Origin of the sequence: Pseudomonas sp. HMSC067G02 (assembly GCF_001813485.1) — a bacterium.
Lineage (GTDB): Bacteria > Pseudomonadota > Gammaproteobacteria > Pseudomonadales > Pseudomonadaceae > Pseudomonas > Pseudomonas aeruginosa.
In genome coordinates this window covers 26,657-46,234 of sequence record NZ_KV812717.1, presented here as the reverse complement: position 1 = coordinate 46,234, position 19,578 = coordinate 26,657, and the positions used below count along the sequence as shown (strand labels likewise).

At 68.3% G+C, this 19,578-nt stretch carries 13 protein-coding genes; 8 read left to right on the top strand and 5 right to left on the bottom strand.

Annotated features, from left to right (window positions below; genetic code table 11):
• The first annotated feature begins 7 nt into the window (after positions 1-7).
• From HMPREF2914_RS24735 to HMPREF2914_RS24710, 6 genes are read left to right on the top strand one after another with little or no spacing between them, the layout of a single operon-like run.
• Positions 8-946, top strand: coding sequence for a DUF58 domain-containing protein (locus tag HMPREF2914_RS24735; protein WP_003091295.1), 939 nt, complete (start codon positions 8-10; stop codon positions 944-946).
• Positions 943-1,437: a DUF4381 domain-containing protein gene (locus HMPREF2914_RS24730; protein ID WP_023091571.1), complete on the top strand. Its 495-nt coding sequence runs from the start codon at positions 943-945 to the stop codon at positions 1,435-1,437. The genes HMPREF2914_RS24735 and HMPREF2914_RS24730 overlap by 4 nt, the downstream gene beginning before the upstream one ends.
• On the top strand, positions 1,430-2,452 hold the full coding sequence (locus HMPREF2914_RS24725) for a vWA domain-containing protein (protein ID WP_003091297.1): 1,023 nt from the start codon (positions 1,430-1,432) through the stop codon (positions 2,450-2,452). The genes HMPREF2914_RS24730 and HMPREF2914_RS24725 overlap by 8 nt, the downstream gene beginning before the upstream one ends.
• A complete protein-coding gene (locus HMPREF2914_RS24720) occupies positions 2,449-4,209 on the top strand; it encodes a VWA domain-containing protein (protein ID WP_003138538.1) in 1,761 nt (586 codons plus the stop codon). The genes HMPREF2914_RS24725 and HMPREF2914_RS24720 overlap by 4 nt, the downstream gene beginning before the upstream one ends.
• Positions 4,206-5,837 carry a BatD family protein gene (locus HMPREF2914_RS24715; protein ID WP_003113945.1) on the top strand — a complete coding sequence of 544 codons (1,632 nt, stop codon included), beginning with the start codon at positions 4,206-4,208 and terminating at the stop codon, positions 5,835-5,837. Before HMPREF2914_RS24720 ends, HMPREF2914_RS24715 begins: the two co-directional genes overlap by 4 nt.
• 53 nt (positions 5,838-5,890) lie before the next feature.
• Positions 5,891-6,970: an alpha/beta hydrolase fold domain-containing protein gene (locus HMPREF2914_RS24710; RefSeq protein WP_023091570.1), complete on the top strand. Its 1,080-nt coding sequence runs from the start codon at positions 5,891-5,893 to the stop codon at positions 6,968-6,970.
• 6 nt (positions 6,971-6,976) lie between these two features.
• Here the strand turns inward: HMPREF2914_RS24710 and HMPREF2914_RS24705 are convergent, their stop codons facing one another.
• Complete coding sequence (locus HMPREF2914_RS24705; RefSeq protein WP_223820177.1) at positions 6,977-9,847, bottom strand: S8 family serine peptidase; 2,871 nt, start codon at positions 9,845-9,847, stop codon at positions 6,977-6,979.
• 377 nt (positions 9,848-10,224) lie between these two features.
• Between HMPREF2914_RS24705 and cprR the strand changes: the two genes are divergently transcribed.
• Entirely contained in the window at positions 10,225-10,896 is a 672-nt protein-coding gene (gene cprR, locus HMPREF2914_RS24700; RefSeq protein WP_003091311.1) for a cationic peptide response regulator transcription factor CprR, read from the top strand.
• Positions 10,893-12,188, top strand: a complete 1,296-nt coding sequence (cprS, locus tag HMPREF2914_RS24695; RefSeq protein ID WP_003110077.1) for a cationic peptide sensor histidine kinase CprS — start codon at positions 10,893-10,895, stop codon at positions 12,186-12,188. Before cprR ends, cprS begins: the two co-directional genes overlap by 4 nt.
• Positions 12,189-12,259: 71 nt before the next feature.
• Here cprS and HMPREF2914_RS24690 read toward each other — a convergent pair whose 3' ends face one another.
• The 4 genes from HMPREF2914_RS24690 to HMPREF2914_RS24675 all read right to left on the bottom strand — a co-directional run bounded on the left by HMPREF2914_RS24690 (position 12,260) and on the right by HMPREF2914_RS24675 (position 19,320).
• Entirely contained in the window at positions 12,260-14,641 is a 2,382-nt protein-coding gene (locus HMPREF2914_RS24690) for an efflux RND transporter permease subunit (RefSeq protein ID WP_023091568.1), read from the bottom strand.
• A gap of 11 nt (positions 14,642-14,652) precedes the next feature.
• Complete coding sequence (locus HMPREF2914_RS24685; protein WP_023091567.1) at positions 14,653-15,750, bottom strand: WD40/YVTN/BNR-like repeat-containing protein; 1,098 nt, start codon at positions 15,748-15,750, stop codon at positions 14,653-14,655.
• A gap of 179 nt (positions 15,751-15,929) precedes the next feature.
• Positions 15,930-17,297, bottom strand: coding sequence for a DUF1329 domain-containing protein (locus HMPREF2914_RS24680; RefSeq protein ID WP_003091320.1), 1,368 nt, complete (start codon positions 17,295-17,297; stop codon positions 15,930-15,932).
• Positions 17,298-17,355: 58 nt separating this feature from the next.
• Positions 17,356-19,320, bottom strand: coding sequence for a DUF1302 domain-containing protein (locus tag HMPREF2914_RS24675; protein ID WP_003110074.1), 1,965 nt, complete (start codon positions 19,318-19,320; stop codon positions 17,356-17,358).
• Positions 19,321-19,578 lie beyond the last annotated feature (258 nt).

Here is a 19,578-nt window from a genome sequence, read left to right as displayed (position 1 = left end):
CGCCGCCATGCTGAGCGCCGCCCCTGGCGTCGAACTGGGCCTCGACGAGCTTCTGGAAATGCGCCACCGGCTCCACGAAGCACGCCTGTTCTCCTCGCAGAACCGCCGCAGCCCGCTGGTCGGCCTGCATCACTCGCGCCTGCGCGGACGCGGCGTGGACTTCGACCAGGTGCGCATCTACCAGCCCGGCGACGACGTACGGACCATCGACTGGCGCGTCACCGCGCGCACCCGCGAGCCGCACACCAAGCTGTTCCACGAGGAACGCGAGCGACCGGTGTTCGTCCTGGTCGAACAGAGCCAGCGCCTGTTCTTCGGCTCCGGCCTGTGCTTCAAGGCGGTGCTGGCGGCACGCGCGGCGGCCTTCATCGGCTGGTCGGCGCTGGCCCACAACGACCGTATCGGCGGCCTGGTATTCAGCGACCGCGACTGCCACGAAATCAAGCCGCGACGCAGCAAGCACAGCCTGCTGCAACTGTTCAACCAGCTATTGCGGGCCAATCGCGAGCTGCGCGAGACGCCGGCCGAGCGGCCTGGCGAACTGTTCGGCCTGGCCCTGCGCCGCGCCCGCGAAGTGCTGCGCCCGGGCAGCCTGATCCTGGTGCTGTGCGACGAGCGGACACTCAATGACGTCGCCGAGCAGCAACTCAGCCTGATCGCACGCCATACCGACCTGGTACTGCTGCCGCTGTCCGACCCGCTCGACCATGCCCTTCCCGCCGCCGGACTGCTGCGCTTCCGCGAAGGCGCCGCCGACCTCGAGCTGGACACCCACGCCGACGAGCTGCGCCAGGCCTATCGCGAGCTGGCCGAGGCGCGCCGCGCGCGCTGGCAGCGGCTGGCCCAGCGACTGGGCGTGCCGCTGCTGCCGCTGTCGACCCAGGAAGACCTGGTGGAGCAGTTGCGGGACCTGCTGGAACAACACCAGCCGGGGTATCGCGCATGAATCCGCTCGACCGGTTGGAACCGCTGATCGCCCCCCCGCTCGTCGGCTGGTGGCCGCCGGCGCCCGGCTGGTGGCTGCTGGCCGCCCTGCTGCCGTTGCTCGGCTGGGGGCTCTGGCGACTGCGCCGGCACCTGCCGCGGCGCACCATCGCCACCCGCGGCGAAGCGCCGCTGGATCCGCTGCGCGAAGCGGCCCTGGCCGAACTGGCCGCGCTTGCCAAGCCCTACGGCAGGGCTTCCGCCGGGCCCTGGCTGCAGGCCATCAACGGCCTGCTCAAGCGGGTCTGCAGGGCGCGCTGGCCAGATAGCGGCAGCCACGCCCTCAGCGGCCGCGCCTGGCTGGCGTTCCTCGACAACCGTTGCCCGGCCGCCGGCCTGACCCGCTGGATGATCCTGGTGGAAGGCGGCTACCGTGCCGACTGCACCCTCGACGACAAGGCCGTGGACGGCCTCGACGCCGCCGTCGCCACCTGGATTCGCAAGCATGTTTGAGTTCGCCTGGCCCTGGGTCTTCGCCCTCGCCCCGTTGCCCTGGCTGCTGCGCCTGGTGCTGCCGGCCGCCGACAGCGGCGAGGCGGCGCTCAAGGTGAGCTTCCTCGACGAACTCGAAAGCCTCGCCGGACGCCGTGCCCGCGCACGCCTGCCGGCCTGGCGGCAGCAGGTGCGCTTCGCCCTGCTCTGGTTCCTCCTGCTGCTCGCCGCGGCCCGCCCGCAGTGGGTCGGCGAACCCCTGCCGCTACCCGCCAGCGGCCGTGACCTGCTGCTCGCGGTGGATGTCTCCGGCTCCATGGACTACCGCGACATGCGCTGGCAGGACGACGAGATCAGCCGCCTGGAACTGATCAAGAAACTCTTCGGCGACTTCATCGAAGACCGTCGTGGCGACCGCGTCGGCCTGATCCTGTTCGGCAGCCAGGCCTACCTGCAGGCGCCGCTGACCTTCGACCGGCACACCGTGCGGGTCTGGCTGGACGAGGCGCAGATCGGCATCGCCGGCAAGAACACCGCGATCGGCGACGCCATCGGCCTGGCGGTCAAGCGCCTGCGCCAGCGGCCCGCGGAAAGCCGGGTGCTGGTGCTGATCACCGACGGCGCCAACACCGGCGGACAGATAGCCCCGCAGATCGCCGCGCAACTGGCCGCCGAGCAACAGGTGAAGATCTACACCATCGGCGTCGGCGCCGACCCGCAGCAGGGCGGCGTGCCCGGCCTGTTCGGCTTCAACCCGGGGCTCGATCTCGACGAGCCGACCCTGCGCGGTATCGCCGAGATCACTGGCGGCGAATACTTCCGCGCGCGATCCAGCGCCGAGCTGGAAAGCATTTCCGCGACCCTCGACCGCCTCGAACCGGTCGCCCAGCAGACTACCCGGGCGCGCCCGGCCCTGGCGCTGTACAGTTGGCCGCTGGCCGCCGCCCTCGGCCTGAGCGTGCTGCTGGTGGCGCTGGAACTCTGGCCACGGGAAAACCGGACCTGGCCGCGCCGCCGTTCCGGGAGGCAACCATGAACCTGCTGCTGGACGCCTGGCCACACTGGCTGCGCCCCTACTGGCTGCTGCTGGCGCCGCTGCTTGGCTGGTTGCTGTGGAAGCTGCTGCATCGCCAGCGTCGTGCCGGACGCTGGCAATTGCTGCTGCCGACGGCCTTCCAGCCCTGGCTGCTGGTCGGCGGCGCCGGGCGGCAGAACCGCATGCCCTGGATCTGCCTCGGCATCGCCTGGCTGCTGGCCCTGCTGGCCTTGCTCGGGCCCAGTTGGCAGCAACTGGAACAGCCCTCGATGAAGCGTAGCGACCCGCTGGTGGCGATCCTCCAGCTGACTCCCGGGATGCTTGCCGGCGACCTGTCGCCGACCCGCCTGGAGCAGGCCCGGCGCAAGCTGCTCGACCTGCTTCGCACGCGCAACGACGCGCAGACCGCGATCGTCGTCTACGCCGGCAGCGCGCATACCCTGGTGCCGCTGTCGGACGACCAGCTCACCGCGCGCAACCTGCTCGACGCCCTGAAACCTTCGATCATGCCCGAGCCCGGCCAGCGCGCCGACCTCGCCGTGCGCCAGGCCCTCGACCTGCTGGAACAGGGCGCCCAGGGCCGCGGCCGCCTGCTGCTGCTGACCAGCGGGCTGAGCGAACCCGAGCGCCAGGGCATCCGCAGCGCCCTCGAGCACCGGGCGGCGCGCCTCGCCGTGCTCGGCGTCGGCACGCCGAAGGGCGCTCCGGTGCAGCAGGAGGATGGCAGCTTCCTCAAGGACGATCAGGGCGGCATCCTCCTGCCCAGGCTCGACGAAAGCGGGCTGCGCCGCTTCGCCGCGGAGATCGGCGCCGGCTACCAGCGCCTGCGGCCGAACGACCGCGACCTCGACAGCCTCGGCCTGCTGGCCCGCGGCGGCACGCTGGAGGAAGACCGCGAGAACGCCCTGCTGCGCCTGCAGCGCTGGGCCGACCAGGGTTACTGGCTGCTCCTGCCGCTGCTCCTGCTGGCCGCCTGTGCCGGACGGCGCGGCTGGCTGTTCTGCCTGCCGCTGTTGATGCTGAGCCTGCCGCAACCGGCCATGGCCTTCCAGTTCGAAGACCTCTGGCTGCGTCCGGACCAGCAAGGCCAGCGCCTGTTGCAACGGGGCCAGGCGGACGAGGCGGCGAAGCGCTTCGAGGACTTCCGCTGGAAAGGCCTGTCGCTCTACCAGGCCCGCGACTACGCAGCCGCGGCCCAGGCCTTCGCCCAGGGCGACCAGGCCGACGATCACTACAACCGTGGCAACGCCCTGGCCCGCCAGGGCGAACTGGAAGCCGCCGTCGACGCCTACGAACAAGCCCTGGAGCGCCAGCCGCAACTGGTCGCCGCGCAACGCAACAAGGCCCTGGTCGAGGAACTGCTGCGCCAGCGCCAGGAACAGGCGGCGCAGCAGCAGGCCGGCGAGAACAAGGAACAGCGCCAGGAAGCGAGCCAGCAGAGCCCGCCATCCGGAAGCAGCCAGCGGCCGCCGCGCGACGCGGCGACCGTCGATGCGCAGAAGGCCCAGGCCGCGGCGCCCTCGACCAGCCTGCCGGAAGACGAAGGCGAGAAGACCGCCGGAGCACCCGGCCAAGCGCAGCCGCAGCCCGACGCCGAGGACGAGCGGACGGGCGACGAGGAAGCCGACGACGGACTCGACGACGAACGTCGCCAGGCCCTCGAGCAATGGCTGCGACAGATTCCCGACGATCCCGCCGAGTTGCTGCGGCGCAAGTTCTGGTACCAACAGCAGCAACGCCAGGAAGCCACGCCATGATCCGCCTGTTCTGCAGCCTGCTTCTCGCGCTCCTCTGCGTCTCCGCCCACGCCAGCTTCAGCGCCAGCGTCGACCGCGCCCGCCTGACCGAAGGGGAAAGCGTCGAACTGACGCTGGAATCGGACGACCCGACCCTCTTCGGCAAGCCCGACCTGAGCCCGCTGGACGCCCTCTTCGAGGTCCTCGGCACGCGCCAGGTCAACCGTCTCGCCACGCAGAACGGCCGGGCCCAGGCCACCACCCGCTGGATCGTCACCCTCCTGCCGAAGCAGAGCGGCTACGTGGCGATCCCGCCGATCAGCCTCGGCGCCAGCAGCACCCAGCCGATCAGGCTGCACGTACTGGAGGCGCGCGACCGCGCCAAGAGCAGCAAGCTGGCGCCGGTCTTCATCGATGCCAGCGTCGACCAGGAGACGGTCTACGTGCAGGCCCAGGCGATCCTCACCCTGCGCATCTACCACTCGGTGTCGCTATACGACGACAGCAGCCTGACCCCGCTGGCGATGAACGACGCGAAGGTCGAACAGCTCGGCGAGGCGCGTACCTACGAGAAGGAGATCAACGGCATCCGCCACGGCGTGATCGAGGTGCGCTACGCGATCTTCCCGCAGAAGAGCGGCACCCTGGAGATTCCTGCGCAAGCCTTCAGCGCGACCCTGGTCGACCGTGGCAGCGACGACTACAACCCCTTCGGCCCGCGCCCCGGCCGGCAGATGCGGGTGACTTCGCCGAGCATCCCGCTGCAGGTCCGGCCCAAGCCTGCCGACTATCCGGCCGACGCGCCCTGGATGCCGGCCCGCGCGCTGAGCATCAGCGAAAGCTGGAGCCCGCAGCCGGAGCAGGCGCAGGTCGGCGAATCGCTGACGCGCAATGTGCTGCTGAAGGTCGAGGGGCTTTCCGGCACCCAGCTTCCGCCGTTGCCGCTGCCCGACGTGCAAGGCCTGCGGCGCTACCCGGACCAACCGCAGTTGGCCGACCAGAGCACCGACCAGGGCCTCATCGGCAGTCGCGAGGAACGCGAGGCGCTGGTGCCCGAGCAGGCCGGGCGCATCGAGTTGCCGGCGCTCGAAGTGGTCTGGTGGAACACCCGCGAAGACCGCCTGGAGCGCACCAGCCTGCCACCGCGCACCCTGGAAGTGGCCGCCGCGCCGCAGGCCGAGGCGGAGCCGCCGGCGGCGGCGCTGCCGCTCGGCGAACGCCTGGAGCCGACGCTCTGGCCCTGGCAACTGGCTACCGCCGTGCTGGCCCTGACCACCCTGCTCGGCTTCGGCCTCTGGTGGCGCGCCCGCCAGCTACCGGCGGTGATCCGCGCCGCAGCCAACGGCCCGAGCAGCCGCAGCCTGCTCGACGAGCTGCGCCGCGCCTGCCTGGCCAACGATCCCCAGGCGACCCGCCAGGCCCTGGACGCCTGGGCCCGTCAGCAACCCGATACCCTGGCCGACATGGCGGCCCGCTTCGTACCGCTGTCCGACGCCCTGGATGGCCTCAACGGCGCGCTGTACAGCGAGAGCGGCCATTCCTGGCAGGGCGAGGACCTGTGGCGGGCGATCCGCGCCCTGCCCACCACGGAACAAGCGCCGGCGGGAGCGGTCGACAATGGCGGCCTGCCACCGCTCTATCCGCGCTGAACGGCGCTATGGTTAGGACTGGCACGACATTCCGATTCCGCAAGAGGGCCCGCATGCGCTTCCGTACCCTGTACCTCGTCCTGTGCGGCCTGCTCCTGGGCCACGCCGCGACGGCCGCCGAACCGCCGACCGCGCCCACGCCGCCGACGCAGCCGGCCGAAGGGCCGGGCGGCGCGGCCTATCGCCATGCCAGCGTGCATCAGTGGCACTTCGGCGAAGGCGCTCGCGAATACTGGGTGTTCACCCCCGAGCAACCGGTCCCCGGCAACGCTCCGCTGGTGATCTTCCTGCACGGCTGGAGCGTGATGCAGCCGGACCTCTACCGCGCCTGGATCGACCATATCGTCCGCCGCGGCATGGTGGTGGTCTACCCGCGCTACCAGCCGGACCTGAAGACGCCCAACGCAGACTTCCTCGACAATGCCGCCGGCGCCCTCAGCGACGCCCTCAGGCGCCTGCAGGCCGGCGAGCTGGGGGTGCGCCCGCGGCTGAACCAGGTCGCCTACCTCGGCCACTCCGCCGGCGGACTGCTCGCCGCCAACCTGGCGGCCGCCAGCGAACGCCTGAAGCTGCCGGCGGCGAAGGCGCTGATGGTGGTCGAGCCCGGCAAGAGCCAGGGCAAGCGCTGGGACGGCGTGGCCCAGGAACGCCTGTCGGGGCTGGCCAAAGGTACCCTGCTGCTGGCGGTCTGCGGCGACGAGGACAGCCACGTGGCCTGCACCGACGCCAAGCGCATCTACCGCCAGAGCCGGCACATTCCGCCCAGCGACAAGAACCTCCTGCTGCTGCGCAGCGATCGCCACGGCGCTCCGCCGCTGCTGGCCAACCACGCGGCGCCCACCGCGCCGGTATTCGGCCCGCAGTATCCGAAGGAAGAAGACAGCGACTGGTTGCTCGACCGCGTCGAGAAGCGCCTCGAAGTCCAGCAGGCCGAAGGCCGCTATACCGGCCACGACCCGCTGGTGATCGACGCCCTCGACTGGTACGGCACCTGGAAGCTGTTCGATGGCCTCACCGACGCGGCGTTCTACAACCGCAACCGCCAGTACGCCCTGGGCGCTACGCCGGAGCAGACCGGCATGGGCCAGTGGAGCGACGGCACCCCGGTGAAGCCAATCAAGGTGCTCAAGTAGCCAGCGCTAGAAGTCGTAGCTCAGGCGCAGGTTGACGGCGCTGCCGCCGACCCGCTCGCCTTTCGTCCCCTGCAACTCCAGGCTGCCCTGCAACGGACCGCGGCGGGCGTGCAGCGCCATCCCCGCACTGAACAGGTCGCGCCCCCGATGGGCCGAAACCTGCTTCAGGTCGACGCCCTGCAGGCTAGCCTCGGTGTGGCTCGCCGGCACTCCCAGGGCACGCTCGTAGCCCAGGTTCAGCTCCGGCTCCAGCGACCAGTCGGCCACCCGCAGGCTGCGCGCGACGCTCAGTTCCAGGGTGGCGAAGGTCGCATCCCTGGCCGCGCGGTCGACGTCCAGCGCCAGCTCGCTGTGCTTTTCGCGGAAACCTTTCCATTCCGTGCGGGTCGCCAGCAGGCCGACCCGCGGCTCGACCCGCCAATCGTCCTTGCGCCAGCGGTAGCCGCTCTTGACGCTGGCGTGGTAGAGCCAGCCCTCGCTGTCGCCCTTGGCCGTGGCAAAGCCCGGCAGGCGCCGCTTGCTGGCGGCGTCGAGGTAGCCGGCGCCGAGCATGGCACTGACGTAACCGCCCTGTTCCAGGCTGTCGAAGGCGTGTAGCAAGCCCACGGCGAGCTGGGTGATGTCCAGCTCGACCTTGCCGCCGGCGCTGTTGATCCGTCCCTTGGTCTGCGCCAGCGTCGCGCCGCCCTGGGTTCGTTCGTCGAGCGCCTGGACCAGGCTCAGGGCAATGCCGTCGCTACGCTCGCGACTGCCGCTGACGCCTGAGCGCCCCTCGTTGCGCAAGCCGGAAGCGAGCCCCTGGAACCACAACCGCGGCGCCTGCCCGGGCTGCGCCCAGGAAAGCTCGCCAAACATCGCGCGATCCACTTGCGACGGCTGCCGACTCAGGTAGGCCAGGCTGTCGGCATACACCTGGCCGCCGGCGCTGCGTGGCAGGCCAGCGAGATCGCCGCGCGCCAGGCTGGCCTGCAGCCAATCGTTGTAGGCGCCGGGGCGCAGGGCGATGGGCCGGTCACGGAGCGCGTTCAACGCCGCCGCGGAACGCCCGGCGTTGCCTTGTAGGTTGACCTGCCCCGGCAGGTCGAGCGGAGCCAGGGCCAGGGCGATGCCATCCGCAGCGAAGCGCAAGTCGTGGCGCAGGCCCCGCGCGGCCAGGCCCGGCGCCTGTTGCAAGGCATCGAAACCGCCCTGGTAGGTGGCGCCCCGCGCGACCGTCAGGAACTTCTGCCCCGCCCCCGCCGCATCGGCCGCCGTCAGTTGCAGCCGCCCGCCCAACCGGGCGAAAGCAGCCGCGCCGTCGAGGCGGATCGGCGGTTGCCCGCCCAGCGCCACCCGGGTCGTGCTCGACGGCGACAGTTCGAGCGAGCGGGTGAAACTCGGCGCGCCCGCGAGGCGGTCGGCGGCGAGCACGCCGTCGATCCGGGTCGGCGCGGCAATGGTGCCGCCGCCGCCCAGCTCGCCGGCCCGGGCTACCCTCAACCCCGGTCCTTCGAGCGTGCCGTCCACCACCAGGCGCCCGCCGCGAACCTCGCTGGCGGCAGAGAACCGGTTGCGCCCGGCGAGCGCCAGTTCGCCGGCCTCGACCGCGACCCCGGCGAAACGGTTATCGCCCGACAGCCGCAGCGCGCCGCTGCCGGCCTTGCCAAGCATGCCACCGGCGCGGATGTCGTTGTTCCAGGCATCCCTGGCATTCCAGCCGCCGCGCGCCGCGTCCAGCGTCACCCGCTGATCGCCGAACAGCTGGCCTGGTCCACGTACCGCCCGGGCCAGGTCCAGCAACCCCCAGCCGAAACGCGCGTCGACCCCAGGCTCGCCAAGATCGACGGCGGTGCTCAACATGGTCATCCGCACCTGCGCCATGTCCATGTAGGGAAAACGCTCGGCCAGCAATGCCGCGCTGGCGCTGACTAGCGGCGTGGCGTAGGAGGTACCGCTCTGGTCGGCATAGGTGTAGGTCAAGCGTTCGGCCGAGGCACCGTTCGCCGCGGCCACGTACATGTCGCCGGGCGCCGCCAGGCACCAGTCTTTCGTCACCCCGCACTGGTTGGAGTAGTCGGTGAGGTCGCGGTCCGGACCCAGCGCGACCACGCTGAGGAAACCGCTTTCCAGTCCGGGCATGAAGCGCGGCAAGGTGGCGAGCAAGCCGGGCTGCGCGCGGCTTTCGTTGCCGGCTGCGAACACCAGCAGGCGCCCGTCGCGCACGCCGTCGGCCAGGGCATTCAGGTAGGGATGCGGCGCTGCGGGATCGATCGCCGCATAAGCGGCATCCACCGCGGCGGCGTCATTGCCGATAGGATCGTCGTTGTAGCTGTTGTTGATGATCCGTACCGTCGGCGCGCCCCGGTAGAGGGTGCTCAGGGCGCCATGGACGAGTTCCTCGCTGCCCGGTTGCAGCAGGCTGGCCTGGCTCGCCGCTTCGTCTTGTTCCTCCTCTATGTCGGCATCCTCGTCATCGGCTTCGTCGCTGGGCCTGATTTGCGTCTGGAAAAGCCCGACCTTCGGCGCCACGCCACCACGATAGGTGAAATCGGCAATGACCTCCGGCCTGGCCGCGATGATTCCGCTGACATTCGCGCCATGGCTGGCGACCTGGATTTCTCCGCTTTGCTCATCGCGATCGAAGAGCGGCCGGGAGGGATCGGCGATCGCTTCCTCGCCGTCGATGGCCACTCGGTTGGCCAGCGGAGTGATCGCCTGGCCGGCGAACGCCGGATGCTGCGGAAGGAAACCGCCATCGATCACCCCGACATCCACGCCTTTGCCGGTCAGGCCCAACGCGCGCGCGACCGGCACGCCGATGAAGTCCTGCTCCCAGCCGCTGGACCGGGCTTCGGCCAACGCACAGGGCGACAGCGATAGCGAAACGCCCAGCGGCACCAGTGTGCGTATCCCGCACTTTCGAACATCCTTCCAACGCGTCGTCCGCGACATGGCAAAAAATCCCCCAAAAACGAAAGGCACCCGCACTCTTCGCGGATGGCACCCGGCAATAGCCTGGCGGCTAGCGTTCCGAGCAGGCGCACGCTAGCTCCCGGGGGGTTAAAAAAGGCTTAACGCGGACACGCCGACGGGAGCGGCACGAGGTCACAGCGGAGGCGCAAACCGGGTGGGCAACTGGACAGCCCGCGCCCCGATCGACGAACATCGCTGCCCGACTCGCGAAAACCGCCGACCGCCCGCCTCTCCCGAACCGCCCATGGCGCGACGGCCATCCACCGCCAGTCGACCAGCCCATTCGTCACGCGACCCAGGCCATGCATATCCACGTACTCGTCGTCGAAGACAACTTCGATCTCGCCGGCACCGTCATCGACTACCTCGAGGCCGCCGGGGTGGTCTGCGATCACGCCCGCGACGGCCAGGCCGGCCTCAACCTGGCGCGCGCCAACCGCTACGACGTGATCCTGCTGGACATCATGCTGCCGCGCATCAACGGCCGGCAGGTCTGTCGCCAGCTGCGCGAAGCCGGCCTGCAGACCCCGGTACTCATGCTCACCGCCCTGGATACCTTGCAGGACAAGCTCGACGGCTTCGACGCCGGCGCCGACGACTATCTGCTCAAGCCCTTCGAACTGCCGGAGCTGCTGGTCCGCCTGCAAGCCCTCAGCCGGCGCCGCAGCGGCCAGGCCCAGCGCCTGCAGGTCGACGACCTGGTGATGGACCTCGACAGCCGCCAGGCCAGCCGCGGCGGCACGCCCCTAGCGCTGTCCCCCACCGCCTGGAAGATCCTCGAGTGCCTGATGCGCGCCAGCCCCGCGCTGGTCACCCGCGAGCAGCTGGGGCGCAGCGTCTGGGGCGACGAGCCGCCGGAAAGCAACACCCTCAACGTGCACATGCACCACCTGCGCAGCACCGTCGACAAGGGGTTCGCCACCCCTCTGATCCATACCCTGCACAGCGTCGGCTTCCAACTGGAGCGCAAATGAAACGCGGCCTGAGCCTGATCCCCATCGTCGGTGGCGGCGTCAGCCTGATCCTCGCCGGGGTGCTGCTGGTCTACACGCGCATGCTCGGCGACTACGGTGAGACCGGCGCCCTCTACCTGCTCAGCATGATGATGGAAGAGGAAGGGCTGTACTTCGCCCAGCGCTACCAGGAAGACCCGGCTACGCCGGCGCCGGACAGCTACTACTTCAAGGGCAGCGTCGGCACCGCGGGGCTGCCGCCGAAACTCAGGGAGATGCTCGACACCCCGCCCTACAAGAGCATCGGCGCCATGCAACTGCTCGGCAACTGGGACGACGATGACGAAGAGGAGGATGACGACGCGCCCAGCGACGATGCCTACGTGGTGGTCCGCCAGCCACTGGCCGACGGCAAGACGCTCTACCTCTACGACAACGACGCCGCCGGCAGCATCGACACGCCGCTGTCCGACGCCATCATCGACGCCCGCGTCAGGCAGACCTGGATCGTCACCCTGTCGGTCACCCTGCCTTCGCTGGCCGCCGTCGGCCTGCTGGTCTGGTTCATCGTCGCCCCGCTGCGCAAGCTGACGCGCTGGTCGATGACCCTCGACGACCTCGCCCCGGACAGCCAGCGGCCGCGCTTCAACTACCGCGAACTCAACGTGCTGGCGGATACCCTGTGGAACAGCGTGACCCGGATCAAGGACTTCAGCCAGCGCGAGGAGCGCTTCCTGCGCTACGCCAGCCATGAGCTGCGCACCCCGCTGGCGGTGATCGGCATGAACCTGGAGCTGCTCGACCAACCCGGCCGCGCGCCCTCCCCGCATGCCTTGCAACGCATCCGCCGCTCGGCGCTGGGCATGCAGCAGATGACCGAGACCCTGCTCTGGCTCAGCCGCGAGAGCGGCGAACTGCGCGACGACGGACACATCGAGGTCGGCCGCCTGCTGGAGGAACTGCTCGAGGAACAGCAGGCGCTGAGCCAGCGCCGCGGCCTGACCTTCCACCTCGACGTGGAGCCACACAGCCTGCCGCAGACCCGCGCACGGATCATCATCGGCAACCTGCTGCGCAACGCCCTGCAGTACAGCGACGAGGGCGTGGTGGAAATCGTCGTGCGCGACCGCAGCCTGCTGATCAGCAACCCCATCGGCGCGGCCCAGGGCACGGAGGAGTCGATGGCGTTCGGTTATGGCCTGGGCCTCGACCTGGTCCAGCGCCTGTGCCAGAAGAGCGGCTGGCGCCTGCATTACAGCAGCGACGAGCAGCGCTTCCGCTGCGAGCTGCTGTTCCCCGCCACACCGGACTGAAGCGCGGCGGCCTTCCTCCGCGCGAAAAAAACCGCGGCCGGGGCCGCGGTCTTGGCGAGGCTCGGTGCGACTCAGTGAGCGAACAGCGAGGCCTTCCTGGCCTGCAGCTTGGCCGGGTTGATCAGGAAACGCGCCAGGGCCGGCAGCAGCCAGAGGGCGCCGAACATGTTCCAGAGCAGCATGAAGGTCAGCATCAGGCCCATGTCGGCCTGGAACTTGATCGCCGAGAAGATCCAGGTGGCCACGCCGATCGCCAGGCACAGGCCGGTGAACAGCACCGCCTTGCCGGTGGAGCGGAGGGTCTCGTAGTAGGCCTCCTGCAACGGCAGGCCCATGCGCAGGAAAGACTCCAGGCGGGTGTAGATGTAGATCCCGTAGTCCACCCCGATGCCGACGCCGAGGGCGATCACCGGCAGGGTCGCGACCTTCACGCCGATGCCCAGCGCCGCCATCAGCGCGTTGCCCAGCACCGAGGTGAGGATCAGCGGCAGGACGATGCAGAGGGTCGCGGCGAAGGAACGGAAGGTGATCATGCACATGGCCGCCACGCAGATGTACACCAGCACCAGGATGATCAGTTCGGACTGCTTGATCACCTCGTTGGTGGCGGCCTCGATCCCGGCGTTGCCGGCGGCCAGTTGGAACTGCAGGTCGTCCTTGTCGTTCTCCGCGGCGAAGGCCTGCACCGCCGCCACCGCGCGGTCGAGGGTCTCGGCCTTGTGGTCGTTGAGGAAGACCAGCAGCGGCGCCAGCGAGCAGTCGGTGTTGTAGAGACCGTCGGCACGGGCGATGGAGTTGTTCAGCACGTCCTGGTTGCGCGACAGGGTCTCCCATTTCAGGTTGCCTTCGTTCATCCCCTTGATCACCTGCTTGGACACGGTGACCATCGAGATCGCCGACTGCACGCCCTCGGTGTTCTCCAGCTTCCAGGCCAGCTCGTCCATGGCCGCCAGGGCCTGGTGGGTGGAGCAGCCTTCCGGGGTGGTCTTGACCATCACCACCAGCACGTCCGAACTGGTCGAGTAGTTGCGGATGATGAAGTCGTTGTCGAGGTTGTAGCGCGAGTCGGGACGCAGTTCCGGCGCGCCCTGGTCGAGGTCGCCGATCTTCAGGTGCTTGCCATACCAGAGGCCGCCGCCGAGCATCAGCAAGGCGATGGCGATGGACACCGGGGCCACCTTCGGGCTGGCGAAGTTCGACAGCAGGCGCCAGAACGGGTGCTCGCGCACCGCGTCGTCCTTGCTGCGCTGTACCGCCTTCTTGCTGATGCCGATGTAGGAGATCGCCACGGGCAGCAGGATCAGGTTGGTGAAGACGATCACCGCCACGCCGATCGAGGCGCCGATGGCCAGCTCGCGGATCACCCCGATGTCGATCACCAGCAGGGTGATGAAGCCGACGGCGTCGGCGAGGATCGCGATCATCCCGGGCAGGAACAGTTGGCGGAAGGTCAGCCGCGCCGCCATCAGCGCATTGTCGGCGCCGCTGGACTGCAAGGCGATGCCATTGATCTTCTGCACGCCGTGGGAAATACCGATGGCGAAGATCAGGAACGGCACCAGCATCGAATAGGGATCGAGGCCGAAACCGACCAGGTTGAGCAGGCCGAGCTGCCAGAGCACCGCCACCAGGGTGGTGATCAGCACGGCGATGGTGCTGCGGATGCACTTGGTGAACCAGTACAGCAGGACCAGGGTGATCAGCAGGCAGATACCGAAGAAGCCGACCACCATCACCAGCCCGTCGATCAGGTCGCCGACCTTCTTCGCGAAGCCGACGATGTGCACCTTCACGTTGGGGTTCTGCAACTGGTACTTGTCGCGGATCTTCTCTTCCAGCTCATGGGAGAACTGGCGGTAGTCGAGCTTGATCAGTTCGCTCTGGTTCTTCGGATTCGGGTACATCTCCAGCAGCGGCACGTCGACGATGCTCGACTTGAAGTTGTTCGCTACCAGGCGGCCGATCTGCCCGGACTTGAGCACGTTGTTGCGCAGTTCCTCCAGCGCCCGCGGCGAACCGTCGTAGGTCTGCGGGATCACCTCGCCGCCGGCGAAGCCTTCCTCGGTCACTTCGGTCCAGCGCACGCTGGGGCTCCACAGCGACTTCAGGCCGGAACGATCGACGCCGGGGATGTAGAACACCTCGTCATGGATCTGCCGGAGCGTCTCCATGTACTCCTTGGTGAAGATGTCGCCGTTCACCGCCTCCACCGAGATGCGCACGGTGTTGCCGAGGTTGGCCAGGTCGTTGCGGTGCTCGAGCATTTTCTGGATGAACGGGTGCTCCAGCGGGATCATCTTCTCGAAGCTGGTGGACGGCCGCACCTGGGTGGCCTGGTAGAACAGGAAGACGCTGACCAGCAGGCAGAGGAAGATCACCGCCGGCCGGTTGTTGAAGATCAGGCGTTCGAGCAGGCTCGCCTTGTTTTGCTGATGCTGGTTCATGGCACTCATGCGACCCCGCCTTATTGTGGTTGTTCGAGCGCGGCACCGTCCGCCGCAGCGAGGTGCACGCCGCCCTGGCCGACCAGGATCAGGTGGCCGTCGCCGGTGGCGCTGACGCCGGCCAGGGATAGCCGGTCGGGACGGTTGAACACGCTGAAGCTGCGCCCGCCGTCGGTGCTTTCGAGAACGCTGCCGCCGTGACCGACCACGACGATCCGCCCGTCCGCCAGCAGCGCGCCGTCGGAGAGACCGAATTCCAGGTCGCCGGACGCCGCCTTCAGCGGTATCTCTTCCCAGCTGTCACCGAAATCGGCGGAGCGGAACAGGTGGCCGCGCAGGCCGTAGACCAGCACGCCGCCCGCATCGGCGGTACCGATGGCGCCGAACAGCGAGCCCTCGTAGGGGCCTTCGAGTTTTTCCCAAGTGGCGCCCCAGTCCTTCGAGCGGAACAGGCTGCCGGCTTCGCCGACCACCAGCAGGCCGTTGTCCTTGACCGCGGCGATGGCGTTGAGGTGGAACTGGTCCTCGTTGTCCAGGCGCTCGCTGACGTCTTCCCAGTGCTGGCCGCCGTCGCGGGTCTCCAGCAGCGCGCCATAGGCACCGACGGCCAGGCCGTGCTGTTCGTCGGCGAACCAGATGTCCAGCAACGGCGCTTCGCGGCTGAGGTCCTCGAACTGCCTGGTCCAGGTGCTGCCGGCGTCGTCGCTGACGAGGATCTGCGCATCGTGCCCGACCGCCCAGCCCTTGCGCTCGTTGACGAAGAACACCGAGGTGAGCAACTGGCGGGTCGGCACCTTGGCCTGGGTCCAGGTCTTGCCGTCGTCGTCGGAGAGCAGGATATGCCCACGGTCGCCGACCGCGACCAGCCGCTTGCCGGCATGGGCGACGCTGAGCAGCAGGCTGCTGGCGGCCTTCGGCGATTCCACGGCGAATTGCGGCGGCGCGGCGGTTGGCGTCGACTCGGCCAGAACCGGGGTGGCGGCGAAGGTCAGAAGAGAAAGCGCCCCGAGAAACGACAGGGCCCTGCTGGCCAGGGGCGATCTGGAAGGAATGGCCGGATGCCGCGAAGCGTCCGCGGATTGGCCGGGCGAAGTGCGCCACGTCATGGGCTCACGCATGGATACCGTCCCCGTTGTTGTTATTAGTGGTTCGTGGTGAGCGTTATATAGCCAGCGTTTGGCGACGGAGACAATTGAAGCCACGTTATCTTTTGTTAAGCGTGTAAGCCGTCTGTAACGGGGGATCGGCGCCGCCCTCCTCCCCGGAGGGAAGCGGTCGGCGCCGGCGAGCGGAGCGATCAGCGGGTGCCGCGGCGGCGCAGGGCCGAGGGCTTGAAGTAGGAGTCGTCCGGTATCGCCTGGGTGAAGTCGATGGTACCCGGCTCTTCGTTGTCCAGGTTCTGCACGTGGTAGCGACGCGCCTGCAGGTCGTGGAACACGTCCAGCGCGCTCCAGGTGTACGGCAGGTCGTAGAAGTTCTTCAGGTAGGCCATGGACACCCGCCACAGTTCGCCGCGACCGTCGTACTGGTCGACCACCGCCGCGCTCCAGCTGTCCTCGTCGAGGTACAGGGTGCGCTTGGAGTAGATATGCCGCGCGCCCGGCTTCAGGGTGCCTTCCACCACCCACACGCGGTGCAGTTCGTAGCGGGTGTATTGCGGATCGAGGTGGCCCGGCTTGAGCAGTTCCTCGTACTTCACCTCGGGGCTGCTGACCTTGTAGTTGTTGTAGGGAATGTAGATTTCCTTCTTGCCCAGCAGCTTCCAGTCATAGCGGTCCGGCGCGCCGTTGAACATGTCGGTGTCGTCGGCGGTGCGCAGGCCGTCGGCGGCGGCGATCGGCGTGTCGTAGGCAAGGTTCGGCGCACGCCGCACACGGCGCTGGCCGGCGTTGTAGCCCCAGGCCTGGCGCGGCTCCTTGACCTGGTCGAGGGTCTCGTGCACCAGCACCGCGCCACCGGCCAGGCGCGCCGGGCTCTTGGTGAACGACAGGTAGTAGAACATCAGGTTGTTCAGGTCGGCGAAGCTGCCGCCCTTGAGGTAGTACTTGAACAGCGCTTCCTGCTGCGAGGTCACCAGCGAGTAGCTACCGTTGCGCTGTACCGCGACTTCCGAGGCGCGGCGCACGACATAGGTACCGCGGTAGCGGGCGACATGGTTCCACAGCGCCTCCACGCCGCTCTTCGGAATCGGGAACGGCACCCCGCCATAGGCGTCGGCGAACCCGTTGCCGCCGTCCAGCAGCCTGGCGCTGGTGGCATTGGCGAAGGTGTTGTCGTACAGCCACTGCGGCGCCGAGCCGGAACGGCGACTGGGGTAGACCGGCATCCGGAAGCTGTCCGGGTAGGTCTTGAACAGCGCCAGTTGGCCCGGGGTCAGGTGTTCCCTGTACTGCTCCAGGTTGGCCTTGTCGATGGTGAACAGCGGCTTGTCCGCGGCGAACGGGTCCGGGTGGTGCTGGCCCGGCTTGTAGCCGGCCGGCGCCTGGGTGATGCCGCCGGTCCAGGCGGGAATGCTGCCGGCGGCGTTGCCGGCCTTCTCCGCGCCCAGCGGGGTGAGGCTCGACTTCAGTTGCGCCGCCTCGCCGGCGGAAACGCCGGCCAGCGCGCCGCCGCTGCCCAGTGCCAGCGCCAGGGAAGCGCCGATCAGCAGGTGCTTGTTCAACATGAGGGTTCTCCGTGTGAGGTGCCGGGCGCTCGCGGCGCCCGTGTCGTTATCGGTTCGGTCAGAAGGAATACTTGACGGTCAGGCCGATGTTGTCGCGGTCGCGGATGTTGTTGTTCTGCCCGCCGCCGTAGAACTCGGTGTACTGCAGTTCGCCTTCCAGGCTGTTCAGGTAGGTGGCCTTGACCCCCAGGGTGTAGGCCTTGCGACCTTCGATGAAGTTGCCGGTCTGGTAGGAGTTGCCTTCGAAGTCGTCCTTGTAGACCACGTAGGGCGACACGTTGACCCCGGCGAACACGTCGTTCCAGGTGCCGCTGAGCAGCAGGGTGTAGCCGTAGGCGTTGCGGTTCACCTGGTCGCCACGGTCGCCGCCGGAAACGTACGAGCTGTTGCCGCGCCCGGCATAGTAGCGGGTGCTGCCGTCGTAGGCGGTGTACTTCAGGCTGCTGCCACGCAGGTGTTCCGAGGCCAGCTCGGCGACGCCGGTCAACGAGTCGAAGCTCAGCGACGGGCCGAAGTTGTAGATGGTCCCGAGGGAGGTGTTGAACGCCTCGACCCGCTCGTAGTTGTGGATCTGCCCGCCGAGGCCGACCATCTGCCCGCCGACGTTGATCTGCCCGCCGTTGGCGGCTTCCGCCGCACCGTGGGCGAGGTCGCCGATCAGGTCGTTGGTGGCGGCGATGCCGATCGGCAGGTTCGGCCGATAGGCCAGCTCGCCGAACACCGAGGCGTCGCCCACCGTGGTGTTGAAGCTGAAGCCGTACATGCGGATGTCTTCGGCGAACTCGCGGCGGGCATTGATGTTGCCCATCACGTCGGCGGTCACCAGGCCGTTGGCCAGGGCTTCGGCGAGGTTGCCGGCGATCGGCCGCAGGGTGTTGGCCAGCGCCGCCAGGTCGGCCCCGGCATAGTCGCCGATGTCGGCGTACAGGGTCGGCTCCTTGGAGTGGTAGTTGACGAAGTAGAAGCCGAACTCGGTGCTGTTCAGTTCCTCGGCGATGTAGCGGAAGGCCACGCCGAACTGGCCGTCGTTGCGCGCGTTGATGTCCTTGCCGATGGACGACACCTTCATCACGTTGCCGTAGGCCGGGGTCACGCCGTTGGCATAGAGGCCGGTGTTCTTCAGCGCGCCGCTGAGCAGCGGATTGTTGCCCAGCGCCTGGTACAGGCCGATGACGTTGCCGAAGCCGGGCACCGGGGTGTCCAGCGCGGTGCCGGTGAAGTCGCTGTAGCCGGTGTTGCCGCCGTCGGCGAACAGGTCGGTCTCGGAGAAGAAGGTACCGACCGGGTCGAGGCGGGTTTCCTTCCAGTTCCACTGGTAGAAGGTTTCCATCGACAGGTTGTCGGTCAGGCCGATGTTGAAGCTCAGCGCCTCCACCGGCATCAGCACTTCCTTGAGCTCGGAACCGGGCAGGCGGTACTTGGCGGCGTCCACTGGGTTGGTGGTGTTGACCCCGCCACGGTAGAAGATGCCCTCGCCCCAGTTGAACACCTGGCGGCCGAAGCGCGCGCTCAGCGGCATGTTGCCGATGTCCCAGCTGCCGTAGACGTAGGCGTCGAGGATTTCCGCCTTGTGCCCGGCGATGTCGCGGGTCTGGCTGGTGAAACGGTCGTCGTGGGGATAGCTCTGGCTCGGCTGCGATGGATCGTTGTGGCTGTAGTAGTCGTTGCGCTTGTCCATGATCTGGGTGTCATAGAACGCCGTGCCGCGGATGAACACGCCATAGTTGCGCCAGGTCGCCTCCAGGTCCGAGGTGATCTTGTAGACCTCGGAAACCAGGCCGGTATCGAAGTTGCGGTTGCCGTCGTTGGTGTTGATGTCGTTGTTGCTCTTGTCCTGCCCCTGCACCCGCCACAGGGTGCCGTAGGACAGGGTGGTATCGAGCGAACCGGACACCTCGTTGTCGAGGAAGCTGAATTCGACGGCCTGGGCCTGGCCGCCCAGCAGCGGCAGCAGCCCGGCGAAGGCGAAGCCGGCCCGGGCCGGCGCGGAGCGCAGCCGGGGCTGGCGGTTGGGGATGTACATCGGGAACTCACTCCATGTGGTCATGCGTTGGGCGCCGCCACTGCGGGCGGTTCGCCGTTCGGCCGTTTCTCTGCGGCCTTGTTATGGGTGGTCGCGGCGTCACCGGCCTCGCGTCGACGAAAGGGAACCGCGCGACGAGGCAGTGCAACCGGGATGCCAATTCAGCGGAATCCTCCAGGGAATTCAATGGATTGCGACAAAAACAGGACTTCCTGCCAGATGACTGTTCATTCACTGACCAGAAAACAGGAAGTGTCC

Bases quoted from the DNA above. Each gene is read 5' to 3' on its own strand.
- HMPREF2914_RS24735 (WP_003091295.1), top strand. From the start codon at position 8: ATGCTGAGCGCCGCCCCTGGCGTCGAACTGGGCCTCGACGAGCTTCTG.
- HMPREF2914_RS24730 (WP_023091571.1), top strand. From the start codon at position 943: ATGAATCCGCTCGACCGGTTGGAACCGCTGATCGCCCCCCCGCTCGTC.
- HMPREF2914_RS24725 (WP_003091297.1), top strand. From the start codon at position 1,430: ATGTTTGAGTTCGCCTGGCCCTGGGTCTTCGCCCTCGCCCCGTTGCCC.
- HMPREF2914_RS24720 (WP_003138538.1), top strand. From the start codon at position 2,449: ATGAACCTGCTGCTGGACGCCTGGCCACACTGGCTGCGCCCCTACTGG.
- HMPREF2914_RS24715 (WP_003113945.1), top strand. From the start codon at position 4,206: ATGATCCGCCTGTTCTGCAGCCTGCTTCTCGCGCTCCTCTGCGTCTCC.
- HMPREF2914_RS24710 (WP_023091570.1), top strand. From the start codon at position 5,891: ATGCGCTTCCGTACCCTGTACCTCGTCCTGTGCGGCCTGCTCCTGGGC.
- cprR (WP_003091311.1), top strand. From the start codon at position 10,225: ATGCATATCCACGTACTCGTCGTCGAAGACAACTTCGATCTCGCCGGC.
- cprS (WP_003110077.1), top strand. From the start codon at position 10,893: ATGAAACGCGGCCTGAGCCTGATCCCCATCGTCGGTGGCGGCGTCAGC.
- HMPREF2914_RS24690 (WP_023091568.1), bottom strand. From the start codon at position 14,641: ATGAGTGCCATGAACCAGCATCAGCAAAACAAGGCGAGCCTGCTCGAA.
- HMPREF2914_RS24685 (WP_023091567.1), bottom strand. From the start codon at position 15,750: ATGCGTGAGCCCATGACGTGGCGCACTTCGCCCGGCCAATCCGCGGAC.
- HMPREF2914_RS24680 (WP_003091320.1), bottom strand. From the start codon at position 17,297: ATGTTGAACAAGCACCTGCTGATCGGCGCTTCCCTGGCGCTGGCACTG.
- HMPREF2914_RS24675 (WP_003110074.1), bottom strand. From the start codon at position 19,320: ATGTACATCCCCAACCGCCAGCCCCGGCTGCGCTCCGCGCCGGCCCGG.